General features: G+C 66.9%; 11 protein-coding genes. 7 read left to right on the top strand and 4 right to left on the bottom strand.

Annotation, left to right across the window (positions count from 1 at the left end):
• The coding region (locus M2271_RS41995) for a transposase (RefSeq protein ID WP_280892744.1) at positions 1-206 on the bottom strand (206 nt) is incomplete at its 3' end.
• Positions 207-712: 506 nt separating this feature from the next.
• Between M2271_RS41995 and M2271_RS41990 the strand changes: the two genes are divergently transcribed.
• The 6 genes from M2271_RS41990 (at position 713) to M2271_RS41965 (ending at position 8,221) form a co-directional block, all read left to right on the top strand.
• On the top strand, positions 713-1,606 hold the full coding sequence (locus M2271_RS41990) for a hypothetical protein (RefSeq protein ID WP_280892743.1): 894 nt from the start codon (positions 713-715) through the stop codon (positions 1,604-1,606).
• Positions 1,603-2,355, top strand: a complete 753-nt coding sequence (locus M2271_RS41985; RefSeq protein ID WP_280892742.1) for a hypothetical protein — start codon at positions 1,603-1,605, stop codon at positions 2,353-2,355. Before M2271_RS41990 ends, M2271_RS41985 begins: the two co-directional genes overlap by 4 nt.
• 583 nt (positions 2,356-2,938) lie before the next feature.
• Complete coding sequence (locus M2271_RS41980) at positions 2,939-4,123, top strand: ABC-three component system protein (protein ID WP_280892741.1); 1,185 nt, start codon at positions 2,939-2,941, stop codon at positions 4,121-4,123.
• Positions 4,120-4,641, top strand: coding sequence for a three component ABC system middle component (locus M2271_RS41975; protein ID WP_280892740.1), 522 nt, complete (start codon positions 4,120-4,122; stop codon positions 4,639-4,641). Before M2271_RS41980 ends, M2271_RS41975 begins: the two co-directional genes overlap by 4 nt.
• A 4-nt stretch (positions 4,642-4,645) precedes the next feature.
• On the top strand, positions 4,646-6,586 hold the full coding sequence (locus M2271_RS41970; protein WP_280892739.1) for a DUF3732 domain-containing protein: 1,941 nt from the start codon (positions 4,646-4,648) through the stop codon (positions 6,584-6,586).
• Positions 6,587-6,673: 87 nt separating this feature from the next.
• Complete coding sequence (locus M2271_RS41965) at positions 6,674-8,221, top strand: hypothetical protein (RefSeq protein WP_280892738.1); 1,548 nt, start codon at positions 6,674-6,676, stop codon at positions 8,219-8,221.
• 681 nt (positions 8,222-8,902) lie between these two features.
• Here M2271_RS41965 and M2271_RS41960 read toward each other — a convergent pair.
• Both M2271_RS41960 and M2271_RS41955 read right to left on the bottom strand, forming a co-directional pair.
• Positions 8,903-9,535: a hypothetical protein gene (locus M2271_RS41960; protein WP_280892737.1), complete on the bottom strand. Its 633-nt coding sequence runs from the start codon at positions 9,533-9,535 to the stop codon at positions 8,903-8,905.
• Positions 9,536-10,537: 1,002 nt separating this feature from the next.
• Positions 10,538-11,869: a hypothetical protein gene (locus M2271_RS41955; protein ID WP_280892736.1), complete on the bottom strand. Its 1,332-nt coding sequence runs from the start codon at positions 11,867-11,869 to the stop codon at positions 10,538-10,540.
• A 450-nt stretch (positions 11,870-12,319) separates the two neighbouring features.
• On the opposite strand from M2271_RS41955, the gene M2271_RS41950 reads away from it, so the two are divergent.
• Positions 12,320-13,516, top strand: coding sequence for a DUF3800 domain-containing protein (locus M2271_RS41950; RefSeq protein WP_280892735.1), 1,197 nt, complete (start codon positions 12,320-12,322; stop codon positions 13,514-13,516).
• Positions 13,517-13,551: 35 nt separating this feature from the next.
• On the opposite strand, the gene M2271_RS41945 is transcribed toward M2271_RS41950, so the two are convergent.
• Positions 13,552-14,592: a helix-turn-helix transcriptional regulator gene (locus M2271_RS41945; protein ID WP_280892734.1), complete on the bottom strand. Its 1,041-nt coding sequence runs from the start codon at positions 14,590-14,592 to the stop codon at positions 13,552-13,554.
• Positions 14,593-14,989: the final 397 nt, after the last annotated feature.

Below are 14,989 nucleotides of genomic sequence, written 5' to 3'. Positions count from 1 at the left end.
GGCAGAACACGGGGCCGGAAGGTGCCCAGCCGGTCACGGGGGATCTGCAGCGTGATCGGCCCGACCTCGCTCATCACCTTCTTCGTGCGATACCCTGTTGCGGCCCCGTTGAAAGTGAGCAGCTCTTCGAGACTGACCTGCGCATTGCTCAGTTTGATGAGCGGGGCACACTCAAAGTTACCTGCGGGTAGGTTGTTGGGTTGCATCGATTGAGCCGATGTGACCTGCGGGTTTCTGAGGGTTGCTCACTTTGAGCGTTGACTGCTCAGGGTTGCTGGGCGGCCGGCAGTGGCGGTCGAAGGCAGGTGGGCTGGCCGTGGCCGGATAGTTCCTCCCGGCTGGTATCCGCAGGTGTCGTCATGGCGCTGACGGTAGGTAGAACTCACGCCGCCTCGCCTGGCATTTTCCTCACAGCAACCCCGGTTGCCTTCCTGCGGGAGACCCCGCGCGCGTGGCGAAGGCATTGTCGCCGCATGTGTACCTCCGCGCAACAGTGGAGTCCGCTGTGGAGCAGAATCAACTGATCACGGTGTGACGAGGAAGGCCGCCCATGAGCCACAACGCGACGTTCCTGCAGGCGGCTCAGGCATGCCAAGGAACGCTTACCCGCGGTTGGCTGGCGTCTCCCGCCCTGTCGGCCGATGCGCCCGTGCCGGCATCGGTTGCTCAGGCGGATGTGGCAGCCCTGAACTTGGGGGACAGGCTTCGTGAGGTGCAACTGGCGGCCTCCCCTCATGTCACGGCGGCGGCCGAGACCCTTCACGCGGCAGTCAGGGCTGCCGCCGATGCCCAATTCGACCTGCACATGCGGAACTTCAGCAGCGCGGAGCGTCGGTGTGCTCTCGACGACGTAGCCTTCACCCGTCACACCGACGCCGTCAGGCAGGCACTGGAAGCCTTCGTCGCGGCGGCCTACCGAGAGGGAGCATCGGTGACGGCCACGGGTTCCGACCGGGCCAAGGCCGCGCGGGTAGCCGAAGTGGTACCGGCGGACGCCGCCTGGCTGGTCCGTCTCTCCCAACGGATGCCGATGCGCCGCATCCCCGACTTCGTCGCCGAGGGTGTCGACTCGGTCCTGGAAGCCTTGCAACGCGACGTCATCGACTTCGTCGACCCGGAACTCGAAGTGGCACATCAGGGCCTCGTGGACGCCCTAGCCCTTCTCGTCGAGGAGATCAACGGCACCTTCACCCCCGACCACGACGCCGCATACACCGAGGTCCCGCCGGAGTGGCGGCGCACCGACCCCGAACGGTACGCCCAGACCCTGCGCGATCTCTCCCATGCCCGCGATACCGTACTTGACCGCTACAAGGAGCTGATGAACGTCATGAGCCGAAGAGGCCATCTGCCCGCACCGCAGGAACCTCAGCCAGGCCCTTCGGTCCAGGTCACCGCCGGCGACAACTCACCCGTCACGGTGAACGCCCCTCATGCGCACGCCTCCCACGGCGGCCACGCGAGCGCCGGCCAGCTGGCACCGCCAGACCAGACTCCCGCGGTCACTCCCGCGCGGTGGTATCGCAGCGGCATCTTCTGGGGCGCCGTCAGCGCCGTGGGAACGGTCGCCAGTGTCGTCGTCGCCTACCTTGCACTGGGCAGATGACCGGACCAACCCGCGAGGGGCCGCACCCCGTGGAGCAGTTGGAGCACGGCGTCCTCGACGACACCGTCCCGCTCGCTGGACTGCTGCGCCTCGCGCTCGTCATCGGCGGCCACGCCGCCTCCCAGCCCCTGAAGCAATGGGCGCTCAACGAACTCGAGGGTTACGCAGGCAAACCCGCCTCCAGCGTTCCGGACTACCGCCGCCCGCGCGCGCCCATCCAGGCCGACTCACACTCGCTGACCTGGCAACGCCAGAGTGAAACCATTAGCGCTCTGCACCTCCCCGACATCACACGGGGCACGATCAACGAAGAAGTGACCATCCCCTACGGCGTCGGCCAGCTCCAGAACCTGATCGAACGGACCCCGCCCGGCCAGGCAGTCCACCTCAGCCTTCCCGGCGCAGCTGAGCTGCGCACGCTGATGAGCGCGATGGAAAAGTACCGCAGCAGAGCCATCATCATCGACGACCTGTACTGGGCGGTCTCTCCCTCCGTCCTGCACGACATCCTCGACCAAGTCCGCACCCGCCTCACGCAGTTCGTCGCCGAACTGCGTTCCACGATGCCGGCCGGATCCGGCACGCCTACCCCTGAGCAGGTCCACAGGGCCGTTCAGAACATCAGCATCACCACCGGCGACAACTCGCCCGTCACACTCACCGCTCCGCTCGCCCACGCCGACCACGGCGCAACAGCCAGCACCTCAACCGGTGTACAACAGCGCTGGTGGCAGCGGCGACGGCGCTAACTCCATCCTCGTCCACCGCAGGGGCCACTCTGGTGACGGGCACCCACACCGCCCGGCCCTCGCACCACCGAGGTCCCAATGTTCGTCACGGGGCTGCGAGCCCATCTTGGTCTGCTCAACCTCGGCGAGCGCACGGCCTCCAGATCGGCAACCATCTCTGGTTTCAGGCCTGATGCCCTCCCCGGCGAGGGCATCGAACGCGTCCGCGCATCGCAAACCCAGGCCATCCCCCCTCAACTCGGAAGCGCATTCTGCAGAGCACTCGACACCGCCGACGCCTGGTAGATCATTGGGGGCCGACGGGAAGCCGCGGGACCACAATCTCCCGCCGTCCGTACGAAGAGCCCCTGAGCCTGGGCCTCTCCATGGATGTGCTCCCGGCTAGACCGTTGCCGCGGGGCAGGACGGGGCTTGTACCGGCTTCGTGCCTGTTGCTTTCGGGGGCAGTGCCAAAGAGACGGGGGAGTAGGCCGTGATGAGGTACAACAGACATCGCTGGGAAGCTCAAGGCGATGGCTGTTTCGCGCAGGTCCCTGCACCATGGGGGCCTGTCTCGTGCCTGGTATCCAGGGGGAGTGGCGGTATGGAGGAGTCCGTTCACAGCGCTGCGGCCAGTGTGCTGGGCTACCAGCATCAGACCTGGTGGGCGCTGCTGGAACTGCTGAGGGCCGATCATGCACGTCCCGACGCGGCGATCTGCTTGGAACTCCATGACGACATCGCCTGGGAGCGAGCCGGATCGGCGACGGAACTCCTGCAGATCAAGCACCATCAGAAAAGCGACCGGCAGCTCACGGACGCCTCTCCCGACGTGTGGCTGACCCTGAAGAACTGGATGGACACGGCGGTGCCCTGCGATGTCGAGGGGCCGGCGCTGGCGCTTGTCTCCACCCAACAGGCCAGTCCTGGCAGCGCGATGGCCGCGCTCCGTCCCCACACGCGCGACGAACCGGTGGCCCTGAGTGGGCTGGAACGTGCCGCACTACACCAGGCGTCCGGGCGTATCCAGCAGGCCCGTGAGCAGTTCCTCGGGCTGGGGCCGGCGGACCGGGCCGCGTTCGTCTCGCGGATCACCGTCATGGACTCCTCACCGCGCATCGAGGACGTTCCCGCCCTCGTCCGCGCGGAGCTGCGCTGGTGCCTGCCGGTCGGGCATGAGGACCTCTTCCTGGCCATGGTGTGGCAGTGGTGGGATGAACGGGCACTGGAACTGCTGCAGAGGCGCCGACATGCCGTGGACGTCGGAATGGCCCGTGCGGCCATCACCGACCTGCGCGACCAGTTCACCCGCAACCGGCTCCCCACCATGGCCGCCCGCGAAGAGATGGGCGACGATGCCCTCACCACGGCCTACGCCGACAGCCCTTTCGTCCACCAGATGAGATGGGTGGCCTACCCGCCGGTGAACCTACGGCTCTCGGTCATCGACTACCACCGTGCACAGACCCAGGCCATCCGCTGGATCGCCGAAGACCTCGTCGCAGCAGACGAACTCACCGCTCTCAGCCGCGACCTCGTCGACGAGTGGGAAACCGAGTTCGAGTGGATGCAGGTCGAACTCGCCGCCACGATGGACGAAGCGGCCAGACAACAAGCAGGAGCCAGACTCCTCAAAGACCTCTCCCAGCGCAACGGCCCCTGCCTGCAGGACAGATACCACGAGGCGTTCTTCGTCCGCGGCCAGCGCCATGGGCTCGCGGACACGGGACGCGTGGGATGGCACCCCGACTTCCGTGACCGCATGCGCACGCTGCAGGCGCGATCATGACCACCCCACCGACCGGGCAGATCCGCGCCCCCGCGGCAGAAACCGCCTGGAACGAACCGGCAGCACTCGTCGCCGCCATGCTCAACCCGGCGCTGATCGCCACTCTCCTGTCCACCGCCGCCGACGCCTACACCCGCCGGCAGACATCAGGCATGCCGTGGGCCCTGTCCTTCATCATCGCCCCCATGACACTGCACCAGGCCACACGAGAAGCACTGCCCGCCGGCACCCGCACCCACCTGTCCGCCTGGATAGGCCACCACCCCGTGCTGCGGGCCGGCTTTCCCCGCCGCGCCAAGGTCCTGGTGGCACCGGTGCGGGCTGGACTGCGATTCGCACTCCGCCACGACATGCTCGAACTGCATCACGACTGCCTCAGGCCATCCGTCCGGCCGTACACCCCGCCACCCCAGGACACCGAGATGCACGACATCCTGCGCAGCGCACGCCTGATCGGCCGCTGGATGGCCGAGAACGAGACAGCCGCCGTCTTCGCTGGCCTCGGCGTGGGACCCTGACCGCGTGCAACTGCTCGCCCTCATCCTCTACAACGCCGACGGCGGCCGCCGCGTCGTCCCCTTCAGACCGGGCGCACTCAACATCGTCACCGGCCAGTCCGCAACGGGGAAAAGCACCCTGCTCGACATCTTCGAGTACTGCACCGGCCGCAACACGGTCACCTTCCCCATCGGCCCCATGACCGACACCGTCTCCTGGTACGCGGCCCTGTTCCAGCTGGACACCACACGCGCCTTCGTCGCCCGCCCCGCCCCTGGACCCGGAAAGAAGACCACCGAGCGAGTCATGCTGAGGTTCGGTCCCGACCTCGAGCCGCCGCCCCACACCGCCCTCGCAGCGAATACCGACCGCCGCGCACTGCGCCAGCGACTTGGCCGGTTCATCGGCATCGAGGAGAACCACAGCACCACCCCCGGCGGCCGCGGCTCCACTTTCACCGACGCCCACCTCGGCCACGCAACGCTGCTGTGCCTGCAGGGCCAGAGCGAGATCGCCGACAAGAACCACCTCTTCCACCGGCAAAGCGACCGGTACGTTGCCGCCGCCCTCAAACAGACACTGCCCTACTTCCTCGGCGCATCCCCCCTTGACCAGGCACGCAAGCACGCACAGCTCAACGCCGCACGCAGCCGACTCAAGCAAGCGGAGACAGACTTCCATCGGGCTCAGGACTCAAACGACACCAACCACATCACCCTTGCCACCCTCTGGCATGAAGCCCACGCCCTGAACCTGGTACAAGAGCCAGCTCCGCCCGACGACCACGTTCAGGCCATACAGGCCTTGCAGGACGCCGTCCTGTCACCCACCACCGGGTTACCCCGCGCGCACCAGGAGGACCAGCGCAGACTCGACCTCGAACGCACCTGTGCCGACCTGCGCGAGCAGCTCAGGGCCCTTGCCGCAGACCGCCGTCTGCTCCTGGCCGAAACCGTAGCAGCGGACGACTACGCCGCCTCCGCGCACATTCCGCGAGGCAGGCTGGCGAGCCTCGACCTCATTCCCGCACCCCAGGATGACGACGCGAGAACCTGCGTCCTGTGCGGTTCTGTCCTGTCCGAGCCGGACCCGACGATCACCACGCTCAGGAACAGCCTCGACCGCCTCCAGCAGCAACTGAACGACATCGACGCCCTACGCCCGGCACGACGTGCCGCTCTCGAAGCCCTCCACCAACAGACCACCCAGCTACGCAGTCAGCTCCACGCGACGGAACACGCCCTGCAGGCTCTCGCACAGGCGGACCAAACCAACGGTCATCTTCCACTCGCGGACCGCATCGGCTTCGCCCGCGGCCGCATCCACGGGACACTCACCGCTCTCCAGCGCACCATGGGTGCTGGCCTGCAACGGCTCAGCCAGGCACGGGACACGGCGCGGGCCGCCGTAGAGGCCCTCGAAGCCGAACTCGCCCCTGACACAGCAGGCGAGCAACTCCTCGACCGGCTGGTTCCCGTCAACCAGGACATCACCCAGTGGGCCCATCAGCTACAGCTCGAGCACGCTCACCAAGGCGTGCACCTCAACCCGAGCCGACTGACGATCGAGTTCGCTACCCACACCGGCAGACTCCCACTCTCGAGACTGGGCAGCGGAAAAAACTGGGTCGGCTACCACGTCCTGGCCCACCTGGCCCTGCACCGTTACTTCGTACGCCAGCGCAGACCGGTTCCGCGCATCCTCTTCCTGGACCAGCCCTCACAAGTCTGGTTTCCCCCCACAGCCCACGACGGCGACGACCACAACGACGAAGACAGCCTCGCGGCAGAGCGGCTGTTCAAACTGATCCACGAGGTGGTTGAGGAACTGGCACCCGACCTGCAGGTCGTCATCTGCGACCACGTGGACTTCCCCGCACCGTGGTTCCAGGAAGCCGTCGTACACCGATGGCGCCACAGTGAGAAGCTCGTCCCCGCGCACTGGGCCGACGCAGCGAGTCCCTGAAGCCTTCCCGCAAGGCCCGGCGTTGTCTGCTTTGGAGGTTCCAATAACGCCGTCCCGTGTCGGTGCAGGCGGCTATCTTCGTGCCTTATGCATTCGCACTTTTTCTGGGACGCGCTCGCGGAGAGTCCTGGCCTGTCTTCGGTGCAGCAGTGTGCCGTTGCCGACGCTCTCACCGAGCGGGAGCAACCGGAGGCTGCCGCACGGTTCTTCGCCCGGCCTGCTCTCAATGACGAGACACGTGACCGGATGATCAGGAGTACCCGCAACCCGCGTGTCCTGGCAGCTCTTGTGTCGACACAGGTGGCGACCAGCAGCCACCTGATGGCGGCGGCCGACGCCCTGGGAGCCGAGAGAGTGCTGCTGGGTGCCATGCGGTCCCGCCGCCCGAAGGACCTGGTGCTCAAGCTCATCGGCCAGCTCGATCACCGTGCCGCCCGCCGCGTGGCCATGGCAGAGGCCGACATCGCCCCAGAGATCCGCTGTGCGCTGATCCGTACGGCCGCCCGCCGTCCGGCCGCACTCAGCCACACTGCCGAGACCCGCACCGATGCGGAACGCGAGGAGATACTCGCCGCGTCCCAGGCATGGCGGGACGACGTGTGGGCACTGCTCGAGGCGCCGCCCGCTCGTCCTTTGTGGGCACAACTCGCGCGTGACACCGACGTTGGTCCGTTGGTCACGAACCTTCTCCTCGACCGCGCGGACGGTCTCGACGACCCCGTGCTGCTGGCATGCCTGCAGTCAGCGTTCGCCAAGGACCCGCGCAAGGACGACCTCTTCTCCGGAACCCTCGGCGCGTCACTGATCCTTGCCAGACTGGTCAAGGTCACAGCCCAGCATCCGCGCGCATTCCTGCTCCACGGCGCCGGACTGCGAGACGCCGTCGCCACTGCCGCTGGCGAAATGGTGAACGAGATCCGTGAAGAGGGCATCTACGAAAGCAGCTGGGACACATTCGAGGCACTCGCCAGTGTGTGCACCACACCCGCCGTCCTCGCGGACGCCGCCCACTGCCTGTGCCAGGCCACCCCGCCCACCTGGCAGCAGCACCCGACACCGGAGTGGACCGCCGCACGCTCCCAGGCCGCCGATGCACTGGCCCGCAACCCGTTCTGCCCGGTACAAGCGCTCGCCCGGCTCGCCCCGTTCCTCAGCGAGGCCGCCGCAGCCCGCTTCATCGAACACCCCGACCAGCACGTCCGTGAAGCCGCGACCCGCATCGCCGACCAGGCAGAAGAACGCATCCGGCTACCTCAGCCAGCAGAACCAACGCAACGCAACCGGTCCGCAGAGCCTCCTGTGACGCCGGACGACACCCTCGCCCAGCAGGACGACCCGGCAGCAGCGCTGTCGACCTTCCTCCCCCTCAAGGGCCCCGCCGCCTACCGCCGCGAGACCGCCCAGGCCATCCTCGACTCCCGCTACATCGACATATCCCATCTCAGGCGGCTGCCCGCGGCCATGGTCCTCGCCCATACCGCGCACGCACCCGCCGTAGCGACGCTGCTGCTCCAGGAACTGGGAGACCGCAGCAAGGCCTGGGACCGCTTCCGCAACAGCACGCTTCGACTGACGCCCAGCGCCCCCAAGACCCTGGGAGCCCTGCTTGAGGAGGCCATAGCCGACACCCCCTGACCCCCGGTCGGCCGGGCGTGCCGCCTCAGGCGCGCGGGCCCGCCTTAGATGGCCCGTACCCCAGAGCGTGCCCCGTCCAGAAGCTGCCCGCGACGTGCCGGACACGACAGCCCAGCCCGCCTCAGTCTGCGCTCTCCCGACGACTCGTCACCCAGGCCCGGCCTGGACGGCGAACGCCGCCGTACCGTTGGCGAGGCTGCATACCTCTGCCGTGTGCCTCGCGGCCGTGTCTGCCGGGCGCATCAGTCGGCACCGGGAAAACGCTGGTGGCTAGGGTGGTCGTCAGCGCACTCTGTGCCAGAGCCCGCTGACGACCACCCTAGCCATCGGAAAGGATAAAAGGGTCCATACCGCGCCGCTTGAGCTCCCTCAGCAACGTGCGGAGATCTGTGGCAGCCGGCGCGGAGATGAACCAACGCGAGGTTGGCACCGGCGGATTCTCACGTGTCGCACCGTCATTCACCCGGGAACCCCATTCTCCACTCCTGACGCGACACAGCCACGTTCCTGTACGCACCATGCGTTATTTCACCATGAAGACTCCCGTACCGGCCTTCGGGTGTTCACCGGACGGGTCGGCCGTTGCCGCCTCGTCCACGTCCGTGGCGGCAACGGCTGTACGCAGTCCCTCTGGCGCCGGTTTGGGCGATTCGGCGAGTAGGTCGGGTGACAGCCCCTGGCCTACTCGCCCCGTTGATGCAGTGGGATGGGGGCGTCGAAGATGTCGACGACGAATTCCGAGGTTCCGCTGCCCTCGAAGTCGATGTCGTAGCGGCTGTGCAGCAGCGTGTGAATCCTCACCCACCGGCCCGTGGCCGTTGCATCCGCGGCCACCTGGAGCGCGCCGCGAACAGGACCGGCATCGCCGGCCTGACGCATACTCGTCCAGGTCCGCGCGAGCTTCACCTCTGTGGGGACAGCCCAGGTGCGCGGCTCGGCGCTGGCCGGCACGGAAACCTCGTCGTTGAGCAGCTGGATGACCCACCCGACGCCGCCATCGTGCCGACGTTCGTTCGACATGCGGATGCCGAGCCCGATCGTGTAGGCACATTCGAGGTACTCCTCGAGTTCCGCGTCGATCCCCCCGAAGAAAACAGCCTCGCGAACGACCTCGACCGGCCCGCACTCGGTGAAGGCCCCCATCACCGGTTCGCACTTGTCCCTGAGGTACTGCTGCGCGGCCATACGCACCGGTTTGGGGGCCCGGTCCAGCACCTTTTCAAGGGCCCTGTCGTCGCGGTCGTACAGGAAGGAGTTGAGTGCACTGACCAGTTCCTTGGTCAGGCGGAGATCGCCAGCTCCCAGTGTGGTCACCGCCTCCAGCTCCTCCCCAGGCCTCCTCGCAAGGGCGAACACCCTGCTTCGTCCAGGGCTCGTGTGCGCGATGAACGAATGAATCATTTTCTGTCTCACATCACATCTCAGGAGCGGTCCCCGGCACGAACACGCGCCTGAGCCGCAGAAGAACGAGGGAACCCTGTCAACCGACGTGTCGTACGAGCTACTGGCTCGTCCGCATGGGGCGGAGGTGAGTTGCTGTCAGACCCGGCGCTTCAGCCCAGGATCCGCATGGCTGTCTGCAGCTTACCCAGGCGGCATCAGCGGTGGCAACGACGCATCCGCCACCTTCAAGGCGCGGGCTGTCGGTGAGTCTGTGATGGTGACGTGCTTCGAAGGGGCCCTGTCGGTGCCTCGCCTGAGGCGTTCAACAGCACGCTCAAGGTCGAGTTTGCCCACCCGCGGCACTTCGCCTCCACGCCGAGGCACGCTTCAAGATCTCGACCTGGATCGCGGACTTTTACAACACCCGCAGAAGACGCAGCGCCAACGACGGGCTCGCCCCGATCCCGTTCGAACGACATGTGGCAGAAGCACGGAAAACATCAAGCTCAGGGCCGAAGTGGCAGAACGACGTCTCTACGCTACGAGGGGAGGGACATCCTGCAAGGAGGGCACCTCCCGCCGGAGGTCCTCCGTCGACGGCGAGGTAGATGCCTCGGTCGTCTGCGAGCACAGTGACACCGCGGTCCTCAGGTCGTCCAGCGCCCACGCGGACCCGGCGGCGCGAACAAAAGGGTGAAAAGGGTGCCGATCCCGGGTGTAGGACGCCTCCTGTCTCATGGAGGCGTCCTACACATCCCGCAGCCGGGCGTCAGCGCGGTCCCGAGTTGGGCTCGGCTGTCGCATCTGCGGCCGGCGCGCCCGGAGTGAGACCAGTTCGCTGCCTGAAGCGCCGCTTGACGCTGCGCGCTGCGACCAGCGTGAGTGCTGCCGCAAGGCTCGCTAGATATTCGGCTGCGGCTGCGCCGAGAATGTTCACTGGCCGGCCGCCGACACCGGGGCGGACGGGCTTGCCGCAGCACGGTGGCGCAGTCCCAGTCGTCTCAGCTTGCGGCGCACCCGGTTGCCGAACGCATCAGGAGCGTCTGCGCCGCCCAGAGCTGCGGCCTGGGCCCATGTCACGCGCTGCGCACCGTAGGTCATGGCTACGGCTCTCTCTGTGGGTGCCAGATCCGCGAGCACGGCAAGGACGCGGCAATCGCCCATCTCGCCGTACAACAGGCCGTTCTCCGGGCGCCGGTCATCGCTGACCACATCTCTCAAGGACACTCCCGACGCGACCGGGGCCTCCAGCAGCCGCACCGTGCGGCCGCCGGATTTTCGCTCCCAGAGCGGCTGCAGGCAGCGATGTTCCCGTTCGGTATGACGGTGGAGCAGCTCCATGATCTCGGCATCGCCGCTCAGATGCCGGCCAAGAGTCTCAACCCAGTCACCCAGCAGGGCCATCTCCACGGCCGCGCGCCACGCGTGCGGTCGGCCAAGATGGAGCCACGTCCGAGAGAACTCGTCCACGGCTGCCGTGTCACCCTCGATGCAGGCGTTACGTGCCACCAGCGCGGCCATGACGGCTTCGCGGGTGGTGAATGCTTCTGGTCCGCTGAGCTGTTGGGCGAGCGTGTGCAGGACGGCAGCAATGAAGTTCACGGGGGAGTGCCTCGCGTCGGTGTCCCTTCTCCGCCGCCCCTTCTCCATCAAGGCGATCCAGACGTCCTGGGCGAAGACCCCGTCCTGTTCCTGGCCGACGTTCACGGCGTCATCGGGCAGACCCTGTGCCCTCCACATACGCGCCATCTCATACAGGTGGCGCACGACAGCCGTGCGGGCTTTCTCACCGGCGCCGGGCACGGGTGTGGTCACTTGCCTGGCCATCCGGCGCAGCCGCTCGAGCACCCGGGATGCCGCAGGCCGAGCCTGCGCCAGCCAGGTCCCGTGCTGCACGGGCACCGGTTCGATTCGCACCGCATACACGGCCTCGTGCACGGTCTTTCCCCTCGGGCTCGGCCGGTTGAGAGCCGGACATTGCGCCTGCCCATCGCGGGGGCAGTCCGGACAGAGGTAGCGAAGGAGGGTGTTCCGGTCCATTAGCTGTTCCTGTGCGTAGAGCAGGAACCGGATGGTCCGCAACGCCAGTGCCTCGTCCTCGGGCGTGCAGTCCTCGATCGGTGAGGCGAAGCGGGCAGGCAGGCGCGTGGCCCGGTCCTGGGTGTCGACCAGCAGGCGAAGCACCCAGCTCTCCAACGCGGCATGAAGCGCCGGGACACCGACGCGGTCATCGTCCTCGAGATCCGAATAACACACCAGGACCATGTGAAGCTCCTTACCTGTAGCGCATGATGAGGCTGCTATCCCTAAGGACCGGCCTGAAGGCGAACCGGCAATCACCCGACACTTTTTCCAAGTGATCTACGTCACGCTGCGGTTCTGGGAGGGCCCCAGCCCTCGGAGCCCGGGACGAGCCACGCCGCTGCATCGGGCAGCCGGGCTGGCAGGCCCGCCCGATGGGTCGCGACACACCGGGACGAGGCTGCAGTTGACCACACGCTCCATCCACCACAGGCGCTCCCCGCCCGCCGACTGCCCTGGAACGCCTCACGGCGTCTGTCGGCTCTGCTGGATCACCACCGCTCTCACCGGTTCTCGCCACCAGGTTGCTGTCGGCCCCTCACAGTGCCCACAGCGCAGGCCGGGGCATTGACGCCGGGACGCGGCATGCACCGTGGCTTGTCCACAAGAATCCGTACGCCGAGTATGGGCGGCATGATCGAACGCGACCACACGCCGAACGCCGGTACGGGGCTGCTCGGAGCGAACTTCAGCCGCCGCAACCGCCAGGCACCCACCGATGACCGTGCCGACGCCGGCAGGTGGATCGCCATCGACGAGTCCGGCTATCACGGCGACCAACTCCACGGCCACGACCGCTACATGATCCTGGGCTCGGTGGCTATCGACGACGCCGAAGCTGCCGCGATCGTGGACACGCTGCGACGCGATGCGGGGATCCAACAGTCCGCGACAGAGGTGAAGTTCCAGAAGATGTTCACCGGCGGGGGAGCCGGTCGGCGCCGTCGGCTCCTGGGCGAACTACTGGGGCCGGGCGGACCCTTGCACGACCGTGCCTCGGTGTACGCGATCGACAAGCACTACTTTGCCGCGGCCAAGCTTGTCGACCTTCTGCTGGAGGAGCGGTTCCACGCTCTGGGCTACGACATCGTCAGCAACGGTGTGGGCCGGCAGCTGGCCCTGGACCTGGCCACGGAAGGCCCCCGGGCCCTGGGCCGTGACGGCTTCGACCGGCTCATCGCCACCGCCGTGGGCTTCTTCTCCAAGAAGAACCGCACGGGTGACCAGGTCACGGTCGACGACCTCTACGCCGTCATCCGGGAGTCCTACGCCTACGCCCGCCGCCGCAAGGCGCCCCAGGCGAAGAAAGCAGCAGAGGTCCTGGACATGCTGCGCAAGACCCGCCCAGAAGCCGAGGAGTTCGCCCGTGAGCGTCCGGCCGAGGCAACACCGACCGGAGAGCACGGCCTTCTGGACGACACGATGGACCCCCTCGTCACTGCGGTGCCCACGGTCATTCTCCACGCGTCCATACGCTACGGCGGCAAGCTCCAGGTCCTCGCCGACGACCAGCGGCTGCTGACCGACGACAAACTCGACGTCCTAGAGCGGGGGGCCACGGCCGTGGGCCTCGTCCGCGGCCTCATCAAGCAAGACCGCCTCCAGGATCTGGTGCGCGGCCGCTCGATGGACCATCCCTCCCTCCAGCTCGCTGACCTGGTGGCGGGTGCGGGGCGTGTGGTTGCTCGGTGGCATGACGGTGAGGACGATCCCGCCGGATATGATCTTCATCCGGTGGTGGCGCTGCTAGTGGATCCCGAGGGACTACTCATGGACGAAGGGCCTGAGGATTTTGCACGGGTCGACACCGCCCGCGCGAGACGCCGCTGACGCCAGCATGCGTGGCCCTGCGTGAACCACCGTGGTCAGTGGGAGTTGTCGGCTGTCCCCGGACGCAGCAATTCCGACATACGGTTGAGCGCTCCGGCGGTCCGGGCCTTCTGTTCCTCTTTCGCCAGTCTGACGAAGGCCAGCTCCGATGCGCACCGTTCACGCAGGTCGTCCCGGTCGAACCAGCGAAGAGGGTGACGGGGGTCGCCAAGGTCGTAGACACCTTGTCCGTACGCCTCCATGAGGGTCAGGTCATACCGTCGGTGGCTGTGACTCTCGTCCGGCGGGAGGAGGCCGCCCACCATGCGGTTCATCCAGTCCTCCCGGATCGAGAGTTCGTCGTCGGGTTCATCGGCATCGGGGTCGTAGCCGAACACGTCATCCGCGTTCCGAAGCCCGGGGAACATGTCGAGGACGTCGCCGATCTGAGGCGGGTCGGTGTTCTGGATGACGATCCACAGGGCGTACTCGTCGGCCAGGCACTGAGGACGCGGGACACGCCCTTCTCCCAGTTCACTGCCGATCCGCATGATGCGCTCGCCCATGCGCACCAGCCAGTGGTTGTTGACCTGGGTGAGAGCCAGTTCAGGCAGGTCGCGCAGCAGGCCGACGTCCCGGATCGTCGCCTCGCCCTTCAGATAGGCGGCGAACTCGTAGCTGAACGAGGTGTCCAGGTGCAGCTTGCCGTCCCGGGTGGGGGCGAAATCGGAGAAGTCGACGGTGTTGGCCAGGGCCATGGCGTCTGCCGGGGTGAGCGGCTCACCAGTGAAAGACCTGTTGAACAGCTGCGCGACATCGCTGACCGACTGGTCGATCTCGACGCGCTCTTCGGTGCCCGGAGCGGCCTCGGCGTCAGTCAGTTGCCTCAGCGCTGTGACGCTGAGCTTCAGTGCCCGGGCGAATCCTTGCAGGTTGTCCCCCCGGAACCCGTCCAGTGCGCTGGCACTGTCTGCGTTGTTCTCGAAGCGCCGCCAGGTCGCCAGGGATACGTCAGCGCGTCGAGCCGTCTCCTGCTGTGTGAGGTTCAGCTCGGCACGGCGCCGCTTCACCGCGTTGTTCGCCGATTCCTTGGCCATCCTCGCCCCTTCGCGTGTCCCACAGACAATCCCCATTGAGGTTAGCACTCATTGAGCACTCATTTGATGTTGAATGTGGATTGGTCGTAGTGCGGGACAGGAACGGCTGGCTGCCGGACCGGAACACCGAGCCGGGCACGGAATCTCCGGAACGTCCTCTCACCCGGGACTGTCAGTGGCACCTCCTAGGCTTCTGGGAGCACCACCGTGCACTCGCGTGCCAGGGCAGAAAGAGAACACGACGTGACGACTGTGCGCCCAACTCACCTTGTTGACCGAGCCGGCGTCACGAGGACCAGCTATCTGGTGGCCACCCGGCTCGGGTGGCTGTTTCGCGAGCAGGAGACCAGTGACGTCGGGATCGACGCGCACCTTGAGGTCGTCATCGGAGCCAGCC

This window comes from Streptomyces sp. LBL (assembly GCF_029893585.1).
GTDB lineage: Bacteria > Actinomycetota > Actinomycetes > Streptomycetales > Streptomycetaceae > Streptomyces.
The sequence above is the reverse complement of the archived record's forward strand: the minus strand, read 5'-3'. Positions and strand labels throughout refer to the sequence as shown.